Genomic DNA, 25128 nt, shown 5'->3' with positions numbered 1-25128 from the left:
TTGAATGCTTAGACACACTCATCCCAGCAGGGCCACGGGCCCCTTTGTCTTCAACGACACGAACTCAATTCCCCACCAATCACGAAGAGCCTTCAAAGAGGCCCTGACTTCATTCCCGCCGCACCACGCCGCACCGGAAACGGCCAAAGCCGCGGCGGAACTTTCAGACCGCCCTAACCATGCTCAACTGCGAAGGCCCGGATTGCTGAATACCCTGGTGGCAGCCTTGACATTGCGGCTCTTCCTCAACAAAACCGCATTCTTCGTCAACAACTAGTGAATGGAGACGGTGACCTATAGCTCGACAATGTAGTCAGTTATACCCGCCCAAAACCCAGTCTCTGTAGGCCCCAGGATCGTAGCCAACCGCCGCCAAAAGCTTAGAGGATTCCTCAATGCAGCGCTCAAAAGCATCAGCCTGCGTAGACAGCAAATCATCAACGAGAACTCGTTCCCTGACTTTACGAGGTATCCGTGAAGACTGTAAACATTCGTTTTCATCACGGCTGACGGGAGGATGAATGGGCCGAACCAGTCCGTGTGGATCCAGCGAGAGCTGAGGGTCAGGCTTGAATCTAATAGCGATTGACACCAGATCATCATCGCCAGGCCCGCTTCCGGTCCTGTAAGTCATCAAGCTCCTGACGGAGGCCTTCAGTCCTGAGGAAATCCCCCGTGACACGATCCATTGAGTCAATCCAAGCATAAAGGCCTCCGTCGGGGAGGCCGTCTCCACAACCGCAACCTTGGTTGCCTCGGAGATTCCCCAAAGCGTATTGAACGCAGATGCATATGCCGAACAAGCATCGTATATCGATCCTGCAATCTCATTTAGAGTTGCCCTGGCGTCATCATGGACATTTTCCGCATCCATTCGAGTGGTGATGAAAAGCAGAAAATCTTCCTGCGTACTGCCTTGGCTCTGCAAGAGCCATTGTAAAGCAGCAAAATAGCTGGGAATCCCAAGATTATCGACTGTACGGGCAAAACCCCCGCACAAATCGATATTAATTGCATGGAAGTAGCCTTCTCGTCTGACACGCTGCCAAGGAACGGATTTCAGATTTCCGATATCGCGAAAATCACCAGGAAAAACTTCTGATTCGGAACTTACGTACTTCAACCGCTTGACGGAGAACTCGTTGGAATAAACATCGGACTGAGCCGGGTCATTCGCCGACACTGCCGTATTGAAACCAAGATACTTTAGGCGAACCTCATCGCGAAGGCAGATTGACTCGTGAAGATGCCGAACATCAAGGAAGTCATTTCCAGGAAGGGTAAGATATCGCAGCTCCTTTTTCCGCAACTTAAGATCGCGAACGAGGAACCCTATCTCACGTGACCATTGCACATTTCTGACGTATTGCTTCCGAGGACGGTGCCAAGCTTCAAACGCACGGTCGACGCTTACAGGAAACGGAGTGGGGCCGCTACCAATTAGAGCAGTGAGATCATTGTGATCATTTGACAACGACGGGTCCATGTCATCCACGGCCTTCCGCCTCCAAAACGCCAAGAATAGACCCAAGAAGATTATCCTGTTCCTTGGGGGACAGTTGATCCAACACCCCGTACACAGCCAGGACCTGTGTAATTGCCCTGAGTTTCAACAAACTACCCTCGCTGGGTGGCGTGTTATCCCCAGGTATCTCGTCCATTAGTCGCTGCAGTTTAAATTGCTGAGTAACTTCTTTATCTAATGAAAGAGTTTTATCACCAGGCCTAATGATTGTGACATTGGGAATAACGCCTTCACTGTCGGTGCGCAAAGCATTAGCCGCAGCTACGATTTCGCGAATTCGGTCTTCAGTACCGCGCGTAGCGCCGTGTCGAACTACTTCTCTCAGTTCCTGCGCCTGACGCTTTTGAGCTGTAGCGAGCTGACGCAGAGCACTGTGAAGCCAGCGCGTTAGCAAGACCGTATGAGGGTGCGAGGTATTGAAGCTTTCCCTATCAATATTCAATGCACCTTCAAGGCCCTGTTTAACGAATATTTCACAGGTTATTTGGCGAAGCCGTGTCAACTCGGCTACTTGATAGTTCAAAAATGTTGAGTCAAATAGCGTTCCGCTTGCACCGTGTATACGAATGAGGGCTCCCTGATGCTCCGTCGGCGCAATTTTAGGTGTCCAAAACAAGTAAGCATCAAACTCGAGCGGACCGGCGCTAACTTCACGCGGGAAACCCTTGAAGTGCTCACGCATGGATCCTAAAAATATCATCGGCTTTTTCAGGACATGCTGCGTTAACGGGAGATTCCTAAACTTGATTGGCCGCCTTAAACTCAGGCCGTCGATATTGACGGAAAAGTCGTAGGCCTCATGTTTCATACCGGAAAGTCCCCCAAGTTCGCGGAGAGTTTCCAACGGATTGTCGCTCCCCACAAGTTCCGCTGAGCCCTTGGTAGCATTAGAAATCTTGTAGATATAGGCCCAGTCATCGGCTACTGTCTCGTCAAGGACGTTTTTCTCGACATACGGAAGAGGTAGAGCGAGCGCGAGGTTCCAAACCATTTGCAGGTAGGTGTCAAATATATCCGCAAGCTTGACAGAAGTACGCCCCTGAACATAGGACCATACGCTATCTACCATCTTGGAAAATGCCTCCGCTGGATCGTCCTCTTCATCCCAGGGGAGACGTTGTGTTCGTCCCCGATCTTCGACGTGAAGGTCGGAAGCATCTAGTCGTCCAATATGGTAGAGCGGCACGGAGGATAGCGACTTTGCTGCACTTTCTTCGCTGAGTGGATTATCAATGGCACTCCACAGTTGCTCACTTCGTAGACTATCTCTTGTTTGTGGCCGTATGGAGTTAAGAACAATCGTAGTGCCATGCGCATCGGTATCGTTAGTTGGTTCCCGCCAGACCTTATAGCGACCCGCTTTGAACTCCGTCTCATCGCCGTTGCTAGGCTCATCGGCAAACTGCTGAAGATTGACTAAAACAATTGTTCGGAAGTCATCGCCCTTGGTCTTAGTGATGATTTGAAAGCTATGTGTCAACTGTGAAACGGAGAATATGCCGATTCCAAGCTTGCCGATAAGCTTGCGCCCTTTAGGACTTATTGTCGGATCTCCGGTCGCGGTAATTCCTAATTCTTGTCCCTGCTCGGTCCTCTTTGCACTACCACCGATATTGTGCAAAAGATGCACAACCGCATCGGGAGACATGCCGACACCATTGTCCTCGACCGTAATTCGACTGAATTTGGGTGCATCGGTTTTTATGGAAACCCAAGTTGCGTCCGCGTCGTAGGCATTAGCAATCAATTCCCTGATTGCCGATCCCGCTTGCCGATAGATTCCATCTGTAACACGGGCTATGACCCGTTCGTTCGTGATTAGGTTTGATTCGATGGATTCTGATTGTCGAGTCACGCTTCGAAGCTGCTGTGCTGCGTCCAGGTCACGTTGGTTAAGCAACGAACTCACCGGGCTCTCCTGACTGGCTATACGAAGGGAGCAGCGAAGCCGTGGCATCTGCTGATTTTCGTGCCAAGGGAGGCGGACCTGAATTGGTTCCCTGTTCGTCGTGAACCAGAAGCACGATATTTTTTGGAAAATTCCGCGGCTGCGTAGCTTCGCGAAGTCCTAAGCCCTTTCGTCCTTCCGCTTGGACATGTAGTTCCCGCTGCCCATTTGCAGCCATCGAGCCAGGTGCACCCCAAACAACGTGGCGGAAAGTCTCGGCATCATCGGGGTCTGCGAGATATTTCGAGTCAGTCATCGCGGGCCAAGAATTCGGATTCCCGGAATTTCCATTGGTTTTCGATGGACGGGTGGAAAAAGCAGGAGATGCAGTTCCAAAGGAGTCCGAGCGAGCCTGTGCATTGTGCACGGATCCCGTATTTTGAAAGTTGGGGGGGTGAGTCGCACCTGCCCAGGTTGAGCTGTCGACGGTACTGGTCAATGGGAGCCGAGCCCGACTAAAGAAGAGGCCGACTCCCCCTGCTCCCGAGAATAGGCTCGTATTCTTCCCCAGTGTCACGTGTTGTCCTATCAGTAAGTAGCAGGAGACGTCATGTCACACGCCTTCGCCTCCGGGGTTCCATCACACGAGTGGGGCATGACCGCTTCAATGCTACTGTCGCAGGCTCACCTTATCGTTCAAGCAGTCGTGTCCCACCGCCTGCGTACCTATCCAAACGGTGGGGTGGAAACTTCAGTCCGTCCCCGAGTCTGTACAGCATCAGTTCATGGACGTGATGGCGGGTGCTGAATACAGATAAACGCTCTCGATGACAAGGCCTCTCCACGCGGCTTGCGCTCCTATTTCAGCCGATTATCACCGACCGCATGCACTGTCTGAAGAAGTCACACACGGTAATGTCCCCGCATCCGGCCATTGACACAGTGCACCCCGCCAGAAGCCCAGGAGCGCGAAAGTGTTCAACAACTGGGCCGGCTTCCTCGTCGATGAAGCCCGCCGTGAAGATCGCCGCGAGCATGAGCCAACCAACACACGGGAACAACCGCCGCGACGACGAAGACTGCGCCGATGTAGAACACTAGGATCCGCCACAGCGCGGTCCGGACCGCCTTCCGCACACTCCGGGTCGGCTCCGTGGTCTCTGCTGCTGCCACGCACACGATCTCGGTGGCTCCGAATGCGAACGCCACCACGAACAGCGCCGTGGTAATTCCACTGAACCCGTCCGGCGCCAAGCTGTTCCCGGGCAAGTTGGCCAGTCCCTGCGACTGCACGTCGGCAGCCAGCCAAACAGCATTGCAGCACCCGCCAGGAGGAACCCGACGATCACCGCCACCTTGAGCCGGCGAACCAGAACTTGAACTCGCCGAAGTTCTTCACGCTGGTCAGCTGCACGGATGTAGGCATCCCGATGAACACGAAGGCCATCGACACACCGCTAGGGGATGGAAGATGCTGGCGGGCAGGCCTGCAGCACCGAGCGCTTCGGCCGTGATGACCACCATGAGCTGCAGCCACCACAGCCAGCCCACCGTCGCGTCGGCCACCAGCCCTTAGGCGTTGGATGGCGGTGTAGCCGGGGGTGCGGCCAGCCGCCGGACGTAAAAGTCACTGGCGGGTAACAGCAACAGGGAATATGACTTCCTCAGATATGAGACACGGTGCCGTAGGACATTGGGCGGTTTGACGATGCTGCAAATCAAGCACGGCCGATGTGTGGTTGTGCTTCAATTGGCTTTGGCTGGAGCCAATGTCAACACCAAGGGGGAAAAGCGTGCCAGACGTCGTCGGTGAGCACTACATGCTCTTGAAGGTGGAGCGTCGTAGTGGGACGTTCTCTGTCGTCCGCAAAGCGGTGGACGATCGAGACTCTTCGTTCGTGGCAGTCAAGCTACTGTCAGGACAGCCGGACGATGTGACGCGGAAGGTATTCAATAACGAGGCCAAGACGCTGAAGAGCCTGGCGCATCCCAACATTGTTAGTTGCCGCTGGTCAGGGATTGACGAGACCGGCACCTACGTTCTCGTCCTGGACTGGATCGAGCGGAACCTCGACGACGTACTCAAGGTATCAGGGCCATGGGAGTCTTGGGATCGTCTCGCGACTGACATTGCGTTGCCCCTGGTGGACGCGTTGGCCTACACACATCTGAAACAAATCGAGCACCGGGACATTAAACCCCAAAACGTCCTCGTCTCCGATTTAGGGGCTCCCCTCCTTGCAGACTTCGGAATTGCGAAGATCCGCGGCGAAGAAAACTCGACTCTTCAGACAGTCGCGGATTGGCACTCTAAACCGTACGCGCCACCTGAACTAAATGCGGATGTTCGATACGTTCGCGACGTCTACTCGATGGGCGTACTTCTCATTCAGTGCATGACGAAGGAACAGCTGAAGGACCTCGCAGGCGTACAGCGGGCACTGGAATCAATTCCCGTCCCACCTGACGTTCGACGCCTGCTGGGATCCTGTATCGCCATGCAACCAGACGAAAGGCCGAAGAACGCCAGCGACCTTCTCAGTGAACTCAAGGCGATCCAGCAGCGGCGCGACGGACATCAACAGATCACACGGAATCCCGTTTTGCTTCGTCTAACAAAGTCGGCAATTAGATCGCTCGGAGGAAGTGATGACGCGCGACAGAAGGCCGTGGGCAAGGTCCAAGCGGACCTCTCCGGTGACGTCTATGCGTCGTTCTTCAACGACCAGTCCTCAGGCAAGCCCCAGCGAGACAGCATTCGGCTCGACGGATCGTCTTGGAGCTTCACGCTGAAGTCCGATGAGACCGGCGCAACGGTCATCAAGGCTGCAGAACTGGACTTTGAGCGACTTGAAAATCACCGCCGACGCGCGGCGCCGCTACCGCAGATCTTCGACTGGACGTTCGCAGCGCCAGCAAACTCAGCACTCGCACGGGCGGGGATTGCAACCCTGATTGACACCATCGACGCCTTTTATGAAGCCAAAGACCAGGCAGAACAGGCAGGCCAGAAGGAGCGCGACGGCGATGAGCTCTTCGACACATGGCGTCGAATCCTAAACGCCCGCGAGGAGCTTGCGCGAGGCGAGAAAAAGCCACTGCCTTTCAAAAAGGTGCAGACCCGCGGCCGGGAAGCCGCTTTCACGCTGGAGTCCGCGGTCGACTACGACCTGGTCGGCACAGAGTGGCGCGTGAAAGACCAGAAAACTGACCGCAAGTTCGCTTGGGGCGAGGTCATCGAACACGAGGACGATCGAGTCGTTATCCTGAGCGCGCGACGCTGGGAAAATCTGCCTGATCGAGCGGTTCTCGACCCTCACCTCGGCCCGGACGAGGCAGCACTCAACCGTCAGCGCCGGGCCGTCGATGACGTTCAGCGTGACAAGTCAGCCCGTCCGGATTTGCGGGCACTGCTCCTCGATCCAGGCATTAATGCCGCACCCAAAGCCGTCTCAGTCTCCACTTGGAAGCGTGAGCTTGATGACAGCAAGAAAGACGCGATCGAAACCGCCTTGGGATCGCCCGATATCTTTGTTGTACAGGGCCCACCAGGGACGGGTAAGACCAGCTTCATTGCCGAGCTCGTCGAGCAGACCCTGAGCACAAACCCGGACGCACGGGTTCTTATCGCTTCGCAGACCAACGTTGCAGTGGACAACGCACTGCAGCGTCTGTCCGACGCCGGGCAGGCAAACATGGTCAGACTGGCAAGCGCTGACCGGAACCGTGTCGATGAGTCCGTGCGTCACCTCCTCCTTGATGCCCAGATGAAACGCTGGGCACGCGAAGTTCGAAAGAATGCGGAAGGCTACCTGGGAGCACGGGCGACCGAAGCCGGACTCTCACCATCGCATCTTCGTGCAGCTCTCGCCCTTCAGCAACTCTCAGCAAGCCTGTCCCAGCTCGACTACCTCCAGAATCTCCGACCGGAAGATGATGAGAAGCAGCGGTCTGAAATTGCAACCTCGCTGGGTGAACCGGTGTCTTTGACCTCAGTTCAGGAAAAGGTCGACGCCCTCGCTGACCTTCGAGACGAGCTACTCAAAGAGGCGCAGTCCGAGTTGGGAAGCGATCTGACTCTACTGGCTGACATGAGTGCCCGGGATGCCCTCAACGCAGTAGATGTCCTTATCGGTGAAAGCGTCGATGCGCAGCAGCTGCTTACGCGCCTGCAACTACAGGGCGAGTGGCTACAACGAATTTCGTCCGACTCAGGTCTCGCCAACGCGTTTCTCGACCAAACAAGTGTCATTGCGGGAACGTGCGTGGGCTATCTAAGGCACCCAGCGGTTCGCGACCTCGACATCGACCTGTGCATCGTCGACGAGGCCTCGCGGGCAACCTTGACCGAAGCACTGGTTCCGGTATCCCGGGCCAAGCGTTGGGTGGTCGTCGGTGATACTAACCAGTTGCCTCCGATCGATGAGGACATACTGCGCAACAAGGACCTGATGACCGACCATCAGCTCCTTCCTGAGGACGTGCGGGAGACGCTATTCCAGCGGCTGACGGACCGCCTACCGGACCATTCCCAAGTCATGCTAAGCCAGCAGTACAGGATGATCCGACCAATCGGAGACATGATTTCGACCTGTTTCTACAACGAGAAACTTCGATCGCCAAACGACCGCGGACTTGAGGGGTATCTCCTCGGATACGGCAAACCTGTCCTATGGCTTGATACCTCCTCCCATGGTCAGGACCGACGTGAAGCCGCCCCTCATGGCAAAGGCAGGAGCTTCGCAAACCGTGCGGAGGCTCGTATCGTCATTGGTCGGCTGGAAGTACTAAATGGCTCCGTTGACAAGAAGGTCGTCCAGCTGCCGAAGGGTAAGCAGCAACTTGATGTGCTCGTTATTGCGCCCTACGTCGCCCAGGTCGCCGACCTCAAGCAGCAGCTCGCGCCCCTACGCGACCGGCTGAAGCATCTTTCAATCACGGTAATGAGTGTGGACGCAGTTCAAGGCCGTGAATCAGACGTGGCTATCTTCTCAGTGACCCGGAGCAACTCAAATGCCGAACTCGGGTTTATTGGGCCGGACTACTGGCGGCGCATCAACGTTGCACTATCCCGCGCCCGGTTTGGCCTCACTATTGTCGGCGATGCAGGATTTATCCGAGGCACAACCGGCGCCCTGAAGAAAGTGCTGACATACATCCAGTCTCATCCGGATGACTGTGAACTTAGGACGGCGGAACGATGAGCCTAGCTACAGCAGATACGATTCGGCGCCGGTTCGGTGATCACCGCCCTGGTTTGCAGTTGATCAGCGTGGTCGACGCTGCCTTGCCAGTCACGATACTCCGCGTAGATGTCTTGGCGCAGGAGCTCAAGTCATTTCCCCTTCTCGAAGAGTTCATTCTTAGGTTTGTGCACGCGGGAGTCCGCGAGATCGACGAGATCGCAGGGCTCCTCGGACTGCAACGCGACCAGGTAGTGAAGACGGTTGCAGACCAGATCAGTTCGAACAACCTTACGCGAGCGGGCAACGGGCACCTCGGTCTTACTGCGCTGGGCCTCGAGGCTGCTCGCAATCTTGCCGCCGTCCAGCCCGTTCTAACTCAGCTCAACGTTCCCTTCGATAGACTCGTTTGGAACGCCCAGGATTATGCACGAGCAAGCCTGATCAGGAAGCGGGATGCCCAAGAGGCCGGCCTCGAAATCCTCCCTGCCAAGAAGACCTCACGGGTCGACCTCAATGATCTCTCCACCGAGCGCTTTAACGAGCTCGTCGAGTCACGCGACGACCGCACACGGCATGTCGAAGTCCTGCGGGTCCGGAAAATCGCGTCCCAGAACCAACACCTGTACATGCCGGCACAGCTGCTCATCTACGGCGACTCAGATTCTGGCGAGGTACAGCTGGGCCTTTGTATCGATGGTGATCTCCAGCCTGCGCATGGGCTGGAGCTTGCGGCCACTGACGCCATCATGAAGCTCGGCATCTCGGTCGCTCCTCCCGAACCCCGCCCTACCCTTGCGCCCGAGCTCGAGGAGCAGCGAGTAGCGATCGACCAGGTGGAGGTTATCAGGGTCGCTGGCGAACAGGGTGCCAAGAGCGACGAAGAATCCGCGCAGAGGCCGCTACGTGTGGAGGACATGGCGGTGCGCAGTGTCGACGTCCACGAGCATCCGCAGCTACTCAATGAAGCGCTCAACGGCGCGAAGAAGCGACTGCTGATCATCGCGCCGTGGGTGAAAGGTGGAGTGGTAAACACTGACTTCGTCGCTGCCCTTGAGCGGCGCCTACGCGCTGGCGTCGAGGTCCATATCGGTCACGGCTATGGTCATGACGACAGCGGGTCCGATGACTTCGCCCTTCGTAAGCTCAACAACCTTGCTGCCCGCTTCGACAAGCTGCGGGTCGTACGCCTTGAAAACACTCACGCCAAGATCTTGATCTACGACAATTTATGGGTCACTACAAGCTTCAACTGGCTCTCCTTTAAGGGTGATCCGGACCGGACTTACCGCATGGAAGAGGGCACGCTGGTCCGAATACAGAGCGAAGTCGACAAAGCGTTCAAGCGTTATACCGACGTGCTCGACTCGGACGGGGCGGACCCGCGTAGGCGAGCCTGACCGGATGCCGTGAGGTGCACCCTCCATGTCTGCTCGCTACGTCTGGCTAGACTCACCGCGATGAGAGCCGCCTAGTTGATTCTGCTCTGCCGACTTGCCAGTAGCTGGGACACTTCGGCGAGGGCTGCCCCGTCTGGCCCGTCCGGTCATATCCCGGGTTGCCTGGTGTGCAGGACCACCTGAGGGACTTCTCGCGTCCGCGACGTGGACTGTTGGGAGCCGGGGTCGGCATGGGGATTCCCGTTCGCCGCCCAGCCCCGTGGGTCAGAATCCGTCGGCGTACGCGTAGGAAACCAGGCCACGCCCTTGCCGCCGCACTGGACGCACTGCTGCGGAGCCCGGACGGTGGTCCGCACCAATGAGCACTTCATCGGGTGTTAATAGTGATGAGTCCGATTGAGAAACGCTAATGGCGCGGGCAGAGTAACTGCCTGGGCCAGGTTTTCGCTTTCCTACGCACGCCTTAGGCACCGAGGGCAGGACGGACCGAAGTCACTGCCGTATCCAAAGCAACCGCATATTACATAGCGATCCCCGCACTCAGGGTCCCGCTTCGTCACTGAGACGAACCATTCGCCCCTGGATATCCGAGTGCAGGAGCTTGGCGATTCTCTTTCGCATGTGGAGCCCAGGCCACACCACAGACACCACCCAAAACGGGCCGGGTCTACTCCTGGTGAATAACGCAGGGCGGAGACGGGGGCTGCGGGCTTTTTTGGGGAAGGGCTACTCCCCTAGAAGTAGCCTCCTCTGGGAGTCAATGCCTTCTACAGGGCTCTGGCAAGAGTATTAGCGTCCAAATAAAGCAAGGTTCTGAGTACAGTAGGGACTCATTGGGGGCTGATGCCCGCTGTAAGTAGCAATGCCGAAACGGGGCGGGATGAGCATCAATTGGACGCGGGACGAAATAATCCTTGCATGCGACCTGACCAGGACAAACAACTGGAACGGCTTAGACGAGAAGGACCGCCGCGTAGTGGATCTGTCCTTACTGTTAAATGAAAGCCCCCTCCATCCGGTGGAACTTCGGGATGACAAGTTTCGCAACCCTGCCGGAGTGGCCCGCAAGACATGGGACATCGCAACCCAGCATCCGGACTACACCGGCCAAAAGACCAAGGGCAACAAGCTCGACGCAATCGTATTGAACGACTTCCTCTCAGCACCCGCTAAGATGCAGACCGTGGCCGCTGCGATCCGAGCGGAAATACTTCGGGGCGATACTACACTCCCCAACCAGGACGATCCTGATACCGACATAGAGGCATCAGAGGGGCGCCTGCTGCTGGCCCGACACCTGAAGCGGGAGCGGAACCGCGGCTTGCGGAACCGAAAAGTCGAAAGCGTTAAAAAAGCAGGCCTACCTGTCGCCTGCGAAGTATGCTCGTTCAACTTTGGAGAAACATACGGCCAGCGAGGCCGGGACTACATCGAAGTTCACCACGTACTGCCGCTCCACGCTTCCGGCCCCACGACCACGCGCCTTTCCGATCTCGTTCTGCTCTGCGCCAACTGCCACCGCATGATCCACCGCGGCAATCCGTGGCTGCCACCGAAGGACCTCAAGTCGTTGGTTGGTGCGAACGCCATAGCTGCAGAACCTGCACCACTGCCTGCATGAGGCGGCTATAAGATTTGGGAACCCAGGCAGGACGAGGACGGAACACGCCATGAAGTATACGAACGAAGATCAGATTAAGCGCAAGCTCGGAATCGAGTCATGGAGGAATCTCTCCAAAAGCAACGTAATCAAGTTCGCAGCCATGATGCCTGACATGGACAGGGAGGTGGCTCTAAGAATCATTCAGCAATTCCCCGCGTTCACGAGGTTTGCCCTAGATATTGTGGATGCGATGGGGAAAGCACACGAAAAAACGCTCGTAGCCAACAAGCAGAGCACGGACCATGTCTATCAGGCACTTCAGGACACCAGAGAAATCCTGAAGGGGGAACTCGACAAGGACGGGTTGAGCCCGGAGGACAGAGAGAAGATTTTCGACCGACTCATGGAACTTGCAAGGATGGCATCCCAAAAGAACACTGAAGATAAGCAGTTCTTGGCAGATGCTCTGAATAAGATGGCAATCGTCGGTGGTGCTGCAGCAGCCCTAGCCGTAGCATTTGTCGGCGGCAAATTTATGGCTGAAAGCGGAGACAGGCCCGAAAGTTCCTCGAGCGACCCCGAAGTTCTCTGAAAGCTTGAGATTCAGGCGCAGATCGGCTTGCTGCTTCAGGACGTTCCCATGTGCGTCGGCCGAAGCGGTTCTGCCGCCACACGGTTTCTAGTCCAGCAGCAACCCGGGCGGCCTGTCGCCCCACCGGACCGGGCGGCGCTTCGGCTGGCGATAGTGCACCTCCGCGGCAGGCCCGAGATTAAGGCAGTCAGCGCGGCCATCGCTGGCACGAGTTACAGAGAGGCACGCCCGGCCATTGCCCGACGTGCCCTCTGCTGGCTCAAGTCAGAAATAGTTCAAGCACTTGGTTCAGTCGACGAGAACCCGCTGCTTGCAGGCATCCGAAGTATCAACAGCGGGCGCAGCCTTTCGGTTCCGGTGGTTCACCCAATTCGCCACAGCCAGAAGCGCCACGAGCCCGAACGTGCTCAGGAGCTGGGGACGGGAATCCTCGCCTATGAATCCCACCGTGAAGATCGCGGCGAGGATGACCAGACCGAAGCCGGTGAGCCACGGGAACCCGGGCATCCGCAGCGGAAGCACCGTCCCCTCGCGGTCGGCGCGGAGGCGCAGCGCGAGCTGGGCCAGGAGCGCGGACGTCCACACCAGCAGACAGGTCGAACCCACGATGTTCAGCAGGACGGGAAGGACCTTCTCGGGGAAGGCCAGCTCCAGCACAACAGTGACAACGCCGAAGGCGACGCTGGCCAGGACTGCGATAACCGGAACCCGGGCCTTGGACACGGAGGCAAACAGGCGCGGAGCCTCACCGCGCTCCGCGAGCGAGTACGCCATCCGCGAGGCGCCGTAGAGGTTGGCGTTGAGGGCGGAGAGCAGTGCAGCTACGGCTACCAGGGTGATGGTAGTGGCCGCACCGGGCAAGCCGGCCGCATCCAACACCGCAGCGAACGGGCTCTTCAAACCTGCCGAACCGACGGGAACCACGGCCGCGATCACGAAGATGGCACCGATGTAGAACACCAGGATGCGCCACAGCACCGTGCGGACCGCCTTCTTCACGCTGCGGGCAGGCTCGGCGGTCTCAGCCGCCGCCACGGAGACAATCTCGGTGCCGCCGAATGCGAAGGCCACCACGAAGAGCGCCGTGGCAATCCCGGCGAAGCCGCTGGGCGCGAATCCGTCTCCGGTGAAGTTGGACAGGCCCGGCGACTGGACGCCCGGCAGCCAGCCGAAGAGCAGGGCAGCGCCCACCAGGAGGAATCCGACGATGGCCGCCACCTTGAGCAGGGCGAACCAGAACTCGAACTCGCCGAAGTTCTTCACACTGGTGAGGTTCACAGCGGTCAGCACCACAATGAACACGAAGGCCATCAGCCACACCGGCAGGGCCGGGAAGATGGTGGCCAGCAGCCCTGCCGCACCAAGCGCTTCGGCCGCGATGACCACCACCAGCTGCAGCCACCAGAGCCAGCCCACCGTGGCACCGGCCACCGGCCCGTAGGCCTTGGCGGTATAGACGGAGAAGGCGCCGCTGTCCGGATTGGCGGCGGCCATCTCGCCGAGGGCCGACATCACCAGGATGATGAGGGTGCCGGCCACGAGGTAGGAGATCAGCACGGCCGGGCCGGCGGCCTGGATACCGGCGCCGGAGCCGATGAACAGGCCCGCGCCGATGGCGCTTCCGAGCCCCATCATGGTGAGCTGGCGGGGTTTGAGTGCCGCACCCAGTGCGCGGCCAGACGTCTTTGTCTGTTGTTCCATGGGGAGTCCTCTGGTTGTAGGTGGAACGGATGGGTTTTCAGGTCAGTCGATTTCTGAGGCTGCGTGGGCTTCGAGGAGCCGGAGCACGCGGTCGTTGGACTCGGCGTCGGCAATGGTGATCCGCACGCCGTCGCCCTGGTAGGCCCGCACCAGGATGCCCGCGCGGTCGAACGCGGCCACCAGCCTCGCGAGCAAATGTTCATCCGCACGGATCCACAGGAAGTTGCCCTGGCTTGGCTGCACTGCCCAGCCCCAGGCTTTCAGTTGCTCCGCCATCCGCGTGCGCTCCTGCTTGACGGCGGCCACCCGGGCTTCCATCTCCTCCCCGGCGTCCAGCGACGCGATGGCCGCCCTCTGGGCCAGCGCGCTCACGGAGAAGGGAAGGGCAGTCCGGCGCAGTCCCTCAGCGATGCCCGGAGCCGCCACGGCGTAGCCGACGCGCAGGCCGGCGAGTCCGTAGGCCTTGGAGAAGGTGCGCAGGATGCAGACGTTCGGGTACTGGCGGTAGAGCGCCAGTGAATCGGGGCCGCTGCCCGCTTCGGCGTATTCCACGTAGGCCTCGTCGATCACCACGAGGATGTCGGAGCCTACGGACTGCAGGAACGCCTCGATGCGTTCATGGCTGATCGGCACGCCGGTGGGATTGTTGGGGGTGCAGAGCAGGATGACCTTCGTGCGGGCAGTGACGGACGCTGCCATGGCATCGAGGTCGTGGCCCTCAGCGCTGTCCAGCGGAATGCGGACCGGTCGGGCCCCTGCCAGCTCAACCAGGATGGGGTAAGCCTCGAACGAGCGCCACGCGAAGATCACTTCATCCCCGGCGTCGCACAGTCCGGTGATGATCTGCTGGAGAACGCCGACGCTGCCGGGTCCCACCGCCACCTCTCCGGCCGTGACGCCGAGGTGGCGAGCAATCCGTTCGCGGAGTTCGACGGCGGCACTGTCAGGGTAGCGGTTCATGGAACCGGCCGCTGCGGCCACCGCAGCGGAGGCCGCGGGCAGCGGCGCGTAGTGGCTTTCATTGCTGGCGAGGGCCGCAACGTCCATGCCGGCGCTGCGCCGGCCCGGGACGTAGGCCGGAAGTCCGGCCACCGCGCCACGAAGAGTGGGAAGCGCGGAGTCCGGTGCGGTCAGGAGCTGATCACGGGTCATGAGCAACGATCATGATTGTGACCCGCCCCACAATGCAAGCTACCCTCAACCCATTGGGACTTCTGCTCAACTTCAACTGACTGTGGTGAAAATATGACCATCCCGAACCCGCGCACCCTGGATTCCCTCGACGGCAGGATCATCCTCGCCCTCGACAAGGACCCCGAAGCCAGCGCCCTGGCACTCTCGCGGACGCTCGGCGTCGCACGGAACACTGTCCATGCCCGGCTGGCACGGCTCGAGCGCAGCGGTGCCCTGCGCTCCTTCAGCCGCAGGCTGGACCCCGCCGCGCTCGGCTATGACCTGATGGCCTTCCTTTCACTGGCCATCAGCCAGACGCGGGCGGGTTCAGTGGAGAACGGGCTCGCGACGATCCCGGAGGTCATCGAGGTGCACGCCACCACCGGGGACGCGGACCTGATGGCCAAGGTGGTGGCACGCAGCACGGCCGATCTCTACCGCATCACCAACGAGATCCTTGCCATCGAAGGAATCCAGCGCACCAGCACTGCGATATCCGTGGTCGAACTCATGCCACCCCGCTACGACGGCCTCCTGAATCGGCTAACGGAGCAGGAATCCCGCCCTTCCACCTGAGGACTGGGTGCCGCAGGCCACAAGTGGTCATATTTTCACTCATGGCTGCCATCTCCTGCCAAATATCCCAATCGAACTCCACTCTCTTGCCTACCTGTGAACCAGGTCAGAAGATTCCTGCATGACTTCACTTACCGTCTCCGGCCGCGTGGCGCAGGTTCTCAGCAGCTATCTCAGCGATGTCTTCGGCGTGATGGGCAACGGAAACGTCTACTTCCTGGACGCCGGGGAAAAGCTGGGCCTCCGCTTCTCCCCCGTCCGCCATGAAGGCGCCGCCATCGCCGCGGCCGACGCCTACTACCGGACGTCGGGACGCCTCGCAGCCGGCACCACCACCTACGGCCCCGGCTACACCAACGCACTCACCGCCCTCGCCGAAGCGGTCCAGGCGCAGATCCCCGTCGTGCTGGTCACCGGGGACGCCCCGAGCAGCGGCGCCCGGCCCCAGGACGTGGACCAGTCGGCCATCGCCGCGGGCCTCGGCGCGGCCACCTTCACCGTCACCCTCGACGCCGCGGGCTCCATCACCCAGCAGGCTGTGGAATACGCGCTGACCAAGCGCACCGCCGTCGTGATTGCCATCCCCTACGACCTCGCGGCACTGGAGGCCGGGGACGAGGAACTTCCGGCGCCAACGGCACCAAAGGTGACGGACGACGTCGACGGCGGCCTTGCGCAGGTGGCCCGCCTGCTCGACGGGGCGAAGCGGCCGCTGATCCTTGCCGGCCGCGGTGCGCATCTCGCCGGCGCCGGCCCTGAGCTCCGCGAGCTCGCCGACCGCCTGGGCGCGCTGACCGCCGGCACCGCCCTGGCGCTCAACCTCCTGCACGGCGAGGGATACCTCGGCGTCGCGGGCGGCTTCGGCACGGACACCGCGGCCGGCCTCATGGGCGAGGCCGACGTGGTCCTCGTGGCCGGGGCAAGCCTGAGCCCCTTCACCATGCGGTTCGGGCACCTGCTCGGCCCGGACAGCACCGTCATCCAGATCGACACCGCCCTGCAGCCGACACACCCCCGGGTGGATACGTTCGTCAGCGCGGACGTGAAGTCTGCCGCCGGACACATCCTGAGGATGCTGGACGGCCTGGGCTCGCCGGACGCCAGCCGTACAGACGCGTGGCGCGCGGAAGCCCGCAAACGCCTGGCCGAGGGGCCGGCCCACCACCCCGGCTCCGACGAGACGCCGGACGGCCGGCTGGACCCGCGCTCCCTTGCCACGGCACTGGGTGCGGTGCTGCCGGAGCGCCGCACCGTGGTCCAGGACGGCGGGCACTTTATCGGCTGGGCACCCATGTACTGGCACATCCCGCGGCCGCAGGACCTGGTGATGGTGGGGACCGCCTACCAGGCCATCGGGCTGGGCCTTGCCGGCGCCGTCGGGGCAGCCCGCGCGGTGGAGAACGGCCGCACCCTGGTGCTGGCCGCCGGCGACGGCGGTTTCCTGATGGGCCTTTCCGACCTGGAATCGCTGATCGGGGCGGCGGCCAGCGCCGTCGTCGTGATCTACAACGATGCCGCCTACGGCGCCGAAATCCACCAGTACGGCTCCCAGGGCCTGACCGAAAAGCCCATGCTGATCCCCGAAGTGGACTTCAGCGGCGTCGCCCGCGCGCTCGGTGCCGAGTCGGCGATCATCCGTTCACTAGCGGACCTTTCCGCGCTCCAGGACTGGATCGACGCCGGCGCGAAGGGGACCTTCGTGGCCGACTGCCGGATCACGTCGAGCGTCCGGGCCCCGTGGCTGAGCGAGTGGATGCAGGCTAAGCAGGAGGCGAAGGCGGCCGTGGCGGGTTAACCCTCGTGCCGCCGTCGGCCTTCCCCCGCCTCCCGTTGTTTCGCACTACCACCGCCGGCGGATTAGGCCATGGACTTCGCCCTGTATCTCGAGGACGGGACCGGGGTCTTCTTCGTGTGGGCATCGTAGTCCGTCTGGCCGGCCGATGAGTCCCGGGCCGCGTTCACGAACTCGCTGGCACTGGATGTGACACCCCCATGAGTAAGAACCCGTTCACAGTCCGGACAAGTATCGCTACCCGACTGTTCATGTCCCGTGTGTTGACTGTCGGAGCAAGATGAAGGGGCCGGTTCCCTGGTGCCAGGCGTCGAGCCGTTTCCTTCTCCCTAAATATTGGCAGTAAAGGCTCTCATGACAAAAGGTATGTCCCGCCGCGGAATATTGAAGACAGGTTCGGTCCTAGGACTCGGCGCTTCGCTTGCAGCGGTCACTCCGGCCCAAGCCCTCGCTGAAGGTTCCCAACGCACGAAAAAGGGCCGGTACTTCTGGCTGAACGGGGACCATCACGTACATACCCTTTTCAGCAACGACGGTAAGTACCGCGTGGTGGACCATGTACGTCAGGCCATCCGTTACGGCGTCGACTGGCTTGTCCTCACCGACCACGGCAATGTGGCCCACTCCCAGCTCAGCACCGACCAGATTGTGCCTCTCATTGATGAGGTGCGTAGGGAGTTTGGGGATTCGATTCTGATCTACCATGGCCTCGAGTGGAACATCCCCGGGGCCGAGCACGCCACAGTCTTCGTGGCACCGGGCCGTGACGACGTCGCGGTCCTCAAGGAAGTCGAATCGCGCTGGGATGCCCGAGTAAAGGGCACGCGTGACGGAACAGCCGCCAACGAAGCCCTGGCGCTGGACGGGATCCGTTTCATGGCCGACGCCCGCGCCAAAGGCACGGTGGAGGACATTCTCATGATTCCAAACCACCCTTCGCGGCAGGGCATCGACTCACCACATGAGATCCGGGCATGGATCCGGGCAGCACCGGACGTGGTCATCGGAATGGAGGGTGCTCCCGGGCACCAGGCCGGCGGACTGCCCGCCCCACACGCCGGTGATCGTGCACGCGGCCTTTACGACGGCGCACCCGGCACCTTCTCCTTCAAGGGCTACCCTGCCGAGTCGTACCGCACCTGGGGTGGGTTCGACTGGATGACAGCCACCGTCGGCGGGGTGTGGGACAGCCTGCTCGCGGAAGGAAAGTTGTTTTCCATCACCGCAACCTCGGACAGCCACAACGTCTATCTGGACACCACTACGCGCGGGCCCGGAAGCAACTTCGACGCCAAGGGCCGCACCGACGACCCGGTCTACAGCGGCACGGTGGACCTCACAGAAAACGACTTCTGGCCCGGCTATTACAGCCGCACGCATGTCGGCGCCGAGAAAGTCAGTCACACATCAGTGATGCAGGGACTCCGTGAGGGCCGTGTCTGGGTGGACCACGGCTGCCTGATCGATTCCATCGATGTGACAGTGTCGGACCAGGCAAAGTCGGTTACCCTCGGCGGGAAGCTTGCGACGAAGCGCGGCAGGAAAGTCACGCTTACCGTCTCCATCGCCCCGGCATCCAAACCAAACTTCGCAGGATTTGTTCCTGAACTGGCCCGGGTTGACGTCATCCTCGGCACCGTGACCGGTCCGGTCACGGACGCCGACTCCATGCAGGCACCCGATACGCGCGTCATCACCCAGCTACCGACCAAGGATCTGACGCTGCGGAGCGGAAGTTTGACCTGGACGCAGGAAATCGACACACCGGCCGGGCACTACTACATCCGCCTTCGCGGTACGGACGGGAAGAAGTCCCAGCCAGGCTTCCTCGGCGCAGATATCGACCCGGCCGGCCCTGCCTTGGATGAGATCGGGAATGCAGATCCGTGGCAAGACCTGTGGTTCTACACCAACCCTATCTTCGTGGAGGTCAGCAACTAACCTCAACGCCTTATCCCTGCCGGCGCTGCGGGGATAAGGCGCTGAGGGCGCCAAGTCGTCGCGGAAGACCGTCGAGATGGCCCTTGATCTCCTGCTTGCCGGGCTCCGGCCCAGCCGCTTCCCGGCCCCGTTCCGTTCACGCGAAGGAAGGTGCGGGACCGCTGGTGGCCGGTGCTGTCCTCAATGTCCGGGCCCTGGCGGAACGTCGACGCCACGACCCCGACGCCGGGGTAGCCGCGTTAGTGCCTTTGATGTACCTCCGGCCGCCTAGAGGAATTCACAGGTCCACCGCCTAGCATGTCCACAATGAAAGCTGCCCGGGACGCCCGCTCTGCCGCCGTGGTGATCAATGCCGGATCACGCCGAGGGACGGCACACGAACTTGCGGTGGACACGATGCGCCAGGCAGGCGTGCCCATCTCCGCCGTGCACCCCGTGCTGTCCGGGGGCGAGCTGGCCGGGACGCTTGACCGGGTGCTTGCGGACGGGCACGACCTGGTGGTTGTGGGCGGCGGCGACGGGACCGTGTCCTACGCTGCCGGCCGCGTTGCCGGCACCAACGTTGTGCTCGGCGTTCTTCCGCTGGGCACCGCCAACGACTTCGCCCGCACGCTGGAGATACCGAACAACCTTGCCGAGGCGTGCGCCACCGTCGCGGACGGGAAGGTGGTGGACATCGACCTCGGCCGGGCGAACGGTGAGCCCTTCCTCAACGTAGCGTCCGTGGGCCTGTCGGTGGCTGCGACGGAAGCACTGAGCCCCCGCCTGAAGCGGTTCATCGGGCCATTGGCGTACAGCATCGCCACGCTTCGGGCCTATGCCCGGCACAGGCCGTTCCGGGCCCGCCTCGAGTTCCCGGGCGGGGACCACGAGCCGCTGGAGCTGGAAGACCTGCTGCAGGTGGCCGTCGGCAACGGCCGTCACTACGGCGGCGGCAACACGGTCTCCCCCACCGCCGGGATCGATGACCACCTCCTGGACATCTACGCCATCCTGGCCGGCCCGCTTCGGGAGCACGTGAATATCGCGCGGTTACTCAAGGACGGAAGCTTCATCGAACACGACCGGGTGTACCACCTGACCAGCCGGCATGTCCGGCTGGTCACTGAGCCGCCGCTGCCGGTGAACCTCGACGGTGAGATCGCGACCATCACGCCGGCCGATTTCACTGTCCAGCGCAACGCTGTCCACGTGGTGGTGCCGCAGAGCAGTAACAGCGCGTTGTTCGACGGGCCTGGCGCCGCGGACTGGCAGTCCAGCTGAAAGCCAGCACGATGCTGTGCCGGCGGTCCCTGAAGATCCCCACCGGGCCGACAGAGCGGACCTCGTGGCGGTCTCGTGAGCCACAGGAGCTCTGACTTTGGGAACGACATATCCAGCCTGGATGTTCAACTGAAACAGGGTCTGAGAGGGCCTGCCGCACGGTGAATATATCGGGTAACTTGGACGAAGGACTCTGGCATAGGCGCCGTCCTCCTACCCACCCCTTTGAATGGATCCGCTCCCCCATGTCTTCCGCCCTGCCCCTGCCTGCGCCCAAACGCTTCCCGCTCGCCGCGATGCTGGTCTTGGCCACCACCGGCTTCATGGCCATCACCACTGAACTCCTGACCTCCGGCCTGCTGCCGCAGATCAGTGTTGGCTTGAACGTGTCCGAGCCCGTGGCAGGCTACCTCGCCGCCGCCTACGCCGCCGTCATCGTGGTCACGGTGATCCCGGCCGCACGGCTGCTGGCCAGGGTTCCGCGCAAGACCCTGCTCGTCTCACTTGTCCTCACCTTCGCCCTGAGCAACGTGCTCGTCGGCCTTGCCCCCAACTTCGCAGCGGCCATGGGCGCCCGGCTCGTCGGCGGCCTGGCCCACGGCCTGCTCTGGACCACCATGGCACCGTTCGTCTCCCGGGTGGTCCCGGCCGACAAGGTGGGCAAGGCCCTGGCCATCGTCTTCAGCGGCAACAGCCTGGGCATGGCCATCGGCGCTCCCGTCGGCACGGCCCTCGGCACACTCCTCGGCTGGCGCGCGGCGTTCCTCTTCCTCGCCGGCTTCGGGCTCCTCCTGACGGGCCTGGCTCTTTGGCTGCTGCCCCAGGTCCGCCGGATCCCCGACGCCGTCCGCCCCTCCATGCGCATGGCCATCGCCCAGCCCGGCGTGAAGTCCGTGGCCATCGCCTGGCCTTTGCTGGTCCTGGCCCACTTCGCGCTCTTCACCTACATCGCGCCGTTCATCCGCGAGGCCGGTCTGCCCGACTACGCCACCAGCCTCTCCCTCACAGTCCTCGGCGCCTCCGGCCTCATCGGAATCTGGATCGCCGGCGTCACCGTGGACTCCCGGCCTCGCCGTTCGCTGCTTATCACGACGGCGGCCATCGCCGTCGCGATGCTCCTCCTCCCGCTCGGCGGCGGAACCATCCCCGGCGCCATGGTTCTCATGACGGTCTGGGGCGCGGGCCTGGGCGCGATCGGCATCTACAACCAGGCCGCCATCCTCCGCGCCGGAGGCGAGTACCGGGATGCCGCCAACGGCCTCACCGTCCTCACCATCCAGCTGGGCATCACCATCGGCGCGCTTTACGGCTCCGCCGCCCTCGTTCTGGCCGGCCCGCTCGTGGTGCCCGTTGCCGCTGCGGTGCCGGTCGTCGTCGCCTTTGTCATCGCGCTGGCCGGCAAGCGGCACGCCTACCCGGCCGGCCGCAGGGAGCGCGGCTGGTCCGAGCCGGACCCCGCGGAGCCGGCGCTCCAGCACTAAACTGCACTGAAAGGAGGCCGGAATGCCGGCCTCCTTTTATGCTCAAATCCTTCCTTCTCGGCTCACATCCCAGGCATCAGCCCGAGCTGCCCCATCATGGATGCGACGTCCGGATGGGCGCGGAAGGAGACGATCTTTCCGTCCCTGACCGAGGCGAAGTACGTCCCGGACCCCACCACCGACTTGCCCGTGGCCGGAATTTCCTTGTCGCCCATGTGGAGCGGCCCGGTGTTGGTGCCGGTGAATTCGATTTCCGCCGCCACTTCGTCGTCGCTGATCACCCTTCTGGTGGTTCTGGCGTGCATGTCCGGAAACGCCTCGAACCATGCGTTCATGTAGGCCTGGACCTCTTCCCGGGTGCGGAAGGGTGCAGGGGCCATGACGTCCTCAAAGGTGAAATCATCGGCCAGCAGGCCGGCGAACGCCGCCGTGTCGTGCTGGTCCCAGGCCGCCATTCCGCGGTCGTCGAGCTGCTCTACTTCAGCGCGTGACATCACACATCTCCTCCTTGAAATGTCCTGATGCGCCTCATCGTAGGCCGACGGGAGCCATAGTCAACGCTCAGTTGCTAAGGCCAAGTTGGGACGGGTCACCCGCCCTGCTTCACATCACCGTCGGCCTGCTGGGACGTTCCCCGTGAGCCGCCTGCGCGGCCTCGTAGCTGCTGTCGAACGGCAGCGTGTCCATCTCCAGCAGGGGGTTGTGGTCCTGCGTCGCCACCAGCTCGCGGGCGGCTGCTTCCGAGTCCACGCTGGGCATGGAACCGGGCAGGTGCCGCTTCGCGGACTCCGGCAGGAAGTAGATGGCAACCGCGGCGATGGCCGACGTCGCCATGAGGTAGAAAGCAGGCATCAGGTCGTTGCCTGTCGCCTGGATTAGCGCGGCGATGATGAACGGGGCGGTGCCGCCGAAGATCGCCACGGCGAAGTTGTAGGCGATGCCCATCGCGGAGTAGCGGTGCGCCGTGGGGAACAGAGCCGGCAGCGCCGACGCGAGAATGGCAACGAAGAACGCCACCGGAAACGCGATCATCGCCAGGCCGGCGAGCGTGGCGGGAACGGTTCCGACGGCGATCAGCAGGAACGCGGGGAGCGCAAGCACCACCGTGCTGACGGCCCCAATCCAGAGCACAGGGCGGCGGCCGATCCTGTCCGAGAGGCGGCCCGTCAGCGGGATGCAGAGGGACATGACCACCAGCACCGGAACAGTGAGCAGCGTCCCGTGGATCTCGTCGTATCCCTTGTTGGTGGTGAGGTACGTCGGCATGTAGGACGTGAGGGCATAGCCCACCGTGTTGCCGGCGGCCACGAGGATCATGGCCAGCACGATGTGGCGCCAGTGGTCTTTGAAGATCCCGACCGGGCCGACGGGACGGAGTTCGTCTCCGGTCTCGTGGTGGGCGGCGGCCACAGCTTCGGCCTCCTGGGTGGCCTTGAAGGCGGGCGATTCCTCGATCTTCATGCGAAAGTAGATGGCGACGGCGCCGAGCGGACCGGCAATCAGAAACGGGATGCGCCAGCCCCACGCCTCCATCTGCCCTTGGCCTAGGATCAGCTGGAGGGCGGACACCATCCCGGCACCCAGCGCGAAGCCGAGGTAGCTGCCCATGTCCAGGAAGCTGACGAAGAACCCGCGGCGGTGGTCCGGCGCGTGCTCGCACACGAACGTGGTGGCGCCGGAGTACTCACCGCCGGTGGAAAAGCCCTGGATCAGCTTTGTGATCACCAGCAGCACCGCCGCCCAGATGCCCAGCACCGCGTAGCCGGGAAGCAGGCCGACGACGAACGTCGCCGCGGCCATGATCAAGAGTGTCATGGCCAGGACCTTCTGGCGGCCGATCTTGTCGCCGAGCCAGCCGAAGAAGATGCCGCCCAGGGGACGGGCGATGAACGTGGCGCCGAAGGTTCCCAGCAGGAACAGATTCTGCACTGCCCTGTCCGCTTCGGGCAGGAACACCGGGCCCATGGTGGTGATCAGGTAGCCGAACACGCCGACGTCGTACCACTCCATGGTGTTGCCCACGATGGTCCCGCCGAGCGCTTTCCGCAGCGTGCGGTGGTTGACGACGTTGACGTCGGACACGCGCAGCCGGCGCTGCTGCAGATGGGGCTCTGTCATGGCTCGGTCACCGTTCCTGTCTTTCGGACCGGGCACGCGCCGCCGTTCGGCCGGCACCCCCAATCAGTGCCCAACTCTCCGACCATCTTCCCACCGGCGTTCTGGCACAACAACGAAAACCGCAGCACATTCACATGGCCCGGCTGCCGCCGTCGTCCGTTCTCCCTGCACCTACGGGGACCTACGCGTCGCTGACGCCTGCGCGGCAGTGACTGGGATAGGCTCGCATGCGGCCTGAACAGGCATCGACATCAACCGTAAGGGGCGGGGAATTCCTTGGATTTACTGGGCGGCCTGAGCCGCGACCAACTCGGCATCTTTTCTTGGGTTGCGGCCACCGTCTTCGCGCTTGCGGTCGGTGTTTGGCGTCCGCGCAGGCTTCATTGGACTGTGCTTGGCGCCGTCCTACTCTTCGCGGCCCTCAACGCCGGTGCCGGGATCTACGTCCTGAACCATGTCGGTGATCCGCGGTGGTCTGATGGAGAACCGCCGCTGAGCGCCCCGTCATTTTCCGGGACGCCCATGGTGGGGCAGTTCCTGGGTCCCCTGGACTCCGCTCTGAACTCCGTGGTGGGCGGGGTGAACGCGTTCCTGGCATTCAAGCAGGCCCTGCCCATAGCGCTGGGCTTCCTTGGCACGTCCGGCTGGGCCCTGATGGTGTCGTTCCCGCTGGGCATTCTCGCCACCGTCATCACTTACGTCATGGACAGGCGCCGGGCGGCGGACTTCGAAAAATACCGTGCCACCGTTGACCAGCTCAAAGTTGAGCTTGAGCAGGTCAAGCGGCAGATCTCGTCAGGGAATTCCTTCGGGACGGCACTCCCCGCTGGGGAACAGCCGGCCCGGGCTGACGCGCAGGGGATGATTCAGGTACTCCCGTAGATCCCGGGGC

16 protein-coding genes and 1 pseudogene are annotated in these 25128 nt (G+C 61.6%); 10 read left to right on the top strand and 7 right to left on the bottom strand.

What is annotated here, in order from left to right; all coding sequences use genetic code 11:
* Positions 1–313: 313 nt before the first annotated feature.
* The 3 genes and pseudogenes from ACFRAU_RS04625 to ACFRAU_RS04615 all read right to left on the bottom strand — a co-directional run.
* Positions 314–1495, bottom strand: coding sequence for a hypothetical protein (locus ACFRAU_RS04625; protein WP_377999004.1), 1182 nt, complete (start codon positions 1493–1495; stop codon positions 314–316).
* Positions 1488–3434 carry an ATP-binding protein gene (locus tag ACFRAU_RS04620; protein ID WP_377999003.1) on the bottom strand — a complete coding sequence of 649 codons (1947 nt, stop codon included), beginning with the start codon at positions 3432–3434 and terminating at the stop codon, positions 1488–1490. Before ACFRAU_RS04620 ends, ACFRAU_RS04625 begins: the two co-directional genes overlap by 8 nt.
* Positions 3435–4463: 1029 nt before the next feature.
* Positions 4464–4985: pseudogene (locus ACFRAU_RS04615) on the bottom strand (amino acid permease); the annotation flags it as partial.
* 221 nt (positions 4986–5206) lie between these two features.
* On the opposite strand from ACFRAU_RS04615, the gene ACFRAU_RS04610 reads away from it, so the two are divergent.
* The 4 genes from ACFRAU_RS04610 to ACFRAU_RS04595 all read left to right on the top strand — a co-directional run bounded on the left by ACFRAU_RS04610 (position 5207) and on the right by ACFRAU_RS04595 (position 12191).
* The gene (locus ACFRAU_RS04610; RefSeq protein WP_377999002.1) at positions 5207–8617 is read left to right on the top strand and encodes an AAA domain-containing protein; all 3411 of its coding nucleotides are present in this window, start codon (positions 5207–5209) and stop codon (positions 8615–8617) included.
* Positions 8614–9996, top strand: coding sequence for a hypothetical protein (locus tag ACFRAU_RS04605; protein WP_377999001.1), 1383 nt, complete (start codon positions 8614–8616; stop codon positions 9994–9996). The genes ACFRAU_RS04610 and ACFRAU_RS04605 overlap by 4 nt, the downstream gene beginning before the upstream one ends.
* Positions 9997–10876: 880 nt before the next feature.
* Positions 10877–11617, top strand: coding sequence for an HNH endonuclease (locus ACFRAU_RS04600; RefSeq protein ID WP_377999000.1), 741 nt, complete (start codon positions 10877–10879; stop codon positions 11615–11617).
* A gap of 49 nt (positions 11618–11666) precedes the next feature.
* Positions 11667–12191, top strand: coding sequence for a hypothetical protein (locus ACFRAU_RS04595; protein WP_377998999.1), 525 nt, complete (start codon positions 11667–11669; stop codon positions 12189–12191).
* 288 nt (positions 12192–12479) lie between these two features.
* Here ACFRAU_RS04595 and ACFRAU_RS04590 read toward each other — a convergent pair whose 3' ends face one another.
* A complete protein-coding gene (locus ACFRAU_RS04590) occupies positions 12480–13892 on the bottom strand; it encodes an amino acid permease (protein ID WP_377998998.1) in 1413 nt (470 codons plus the stop codon).
* Positions 13893–13934: 42 nt separating this feature from the next.
* On the bottom strand, positions 13935–15044 hold the full coding sequence (hisC, locus tag ACFRAU_RS04585) for a histidinol-phosphate transaminase (RefSeq protein WP_377998997.1): 1110 nt from the start codon (positions 15042–15044) through the stop codon (positions 13935–13937).
* Between the two features lie 93 nt (positions 15045–15137).
* Here hisC and ACFRAU_RS04580 point away from each other — a divergent pair, with 93 nt between their 5' ends.
* The 5 genes from ACFRAU_RS04580 to ACFRAU_RS04560 all read left to right on the top strand — a co-directional run bounded on the left by ACFRAU_RS04580 (position 15138) and on the right by ACFRAU_RS04560 (position 22118).
* Positions 15138–15641 (top strand): Lrp/AsnC family transcriptional regulator, encoded by a 504-nt coding sequence (locus ACFRAU_RS04580; protein ID WP_377998996.1) that lies wholly within the window; start codon positions 15138–15140, stop codon positions 15639–15641.
* A 121-nt stretch (positions 15642–15762) separates the two neighbouring features.
* Positions 15763–17436, top strand: coding sequence for a thiamine pyrophosphate-binding protein (locus ACFRAU_RS04575; protein WP_377998995.1), 1674 nt, complete (start codon positions 15763–15765; stop codon positions 17434–17436).
* Positions 17437–17787: 351 nt separating this feature from the next.
* Complete coding sequence (locus ACFRAU_RS04570) at positions 17788–19374, top strand: PHP domain-containing protein (RefSeq protein WP_377998994.1); 1587 nt, start codon at positions 17788–17790, stop codon at positions 19372–19374.
* Between the two features lie 306 nt (positions 19375–19680).
* Positions 19681–20637 (top strand): lipid kinase, encoded by a 957-nt coding sequence (locus tag ACFRAU_RS04565; RefSeq protein ID WP_377999080.1) that lies wholly within the window; start codon positions 19681–19683, stop codon positions 20635–20637.
* A 245-nt stretch (positions 20638–20882) separates the two neighbouring features.
* Positions 20883–22118: an MFS transporter gene (locus ACFRAU_RS04560; protein WP_377998993.1), complete on the top strand. Its 1236-nt coding sequence runs from the start codon at positions 20883–20885 to the stop codon at positions 22116–22118.
* Positions 22119–22180: 62 nt separating this feature from the next.
* Here the strand turns inward: ACFRAU_RS04560 and ACFRAU_RS04555 are convergent, their stop codons facing one another.
* Together ACFRAU_RS04555 and ACFRAU_RS04550 are read right to left on the bottom strand one after the other, a co-directional pair.
* Positions 22181–22612, bottom strand: a complete 432-nt coding sequence (locus ACFRAU_RS04555; RefSeq protein ID WP_377998992.1) for an ester cyclase — start codon at positions 22610–22612, stop codon at positions 22181–22183.
* A 109-nt stretch (positions 22613–22721) separates the two neighbouring features.
* Complete coding sequence (locus ACFRAU_RS04550; protein WP_377998991.1) at positions 22722–24236, bottom strand: MFS transporter; 1515 nt, start codon at positions 24234–24236, stop codon at positions 22722–22724.
* A gap of 390 nt (positions 24237–24626) precedes the next feature.
* Here ACFRAU_RS04550 and ACFRAU_RS04545 point away from each other — a divergent pair, with 390 nt between their 5' ends.
* Complete coding sequence (locus tag ACFRAU_RS04545) at positions 24627–25118, top strand: hypothetical protein (protein ID WP_377998990.1); 492 nt, start codon at positions 24627–24629, stop codon at positions 25116–25118.
* The last annotated feature ends 10 nt before the right edge of the window (positions 25119–25128 follow it).

It is taken from the genome of Arthrobacter sp. NPDC056691 (assembly GCF_042791415.1).
Taxonomy (GTDB): domain Bacteria; phylum Actinomycetota; class Actinomycetes; order Actinomycetales; family Micrococcaceae; genus Arthrobacter.
The sequence above is the reverse complement of the archived record's forward strand: the minus strand, read 5'-3'. Positions and strand labels throughout refer to the sequence as shown.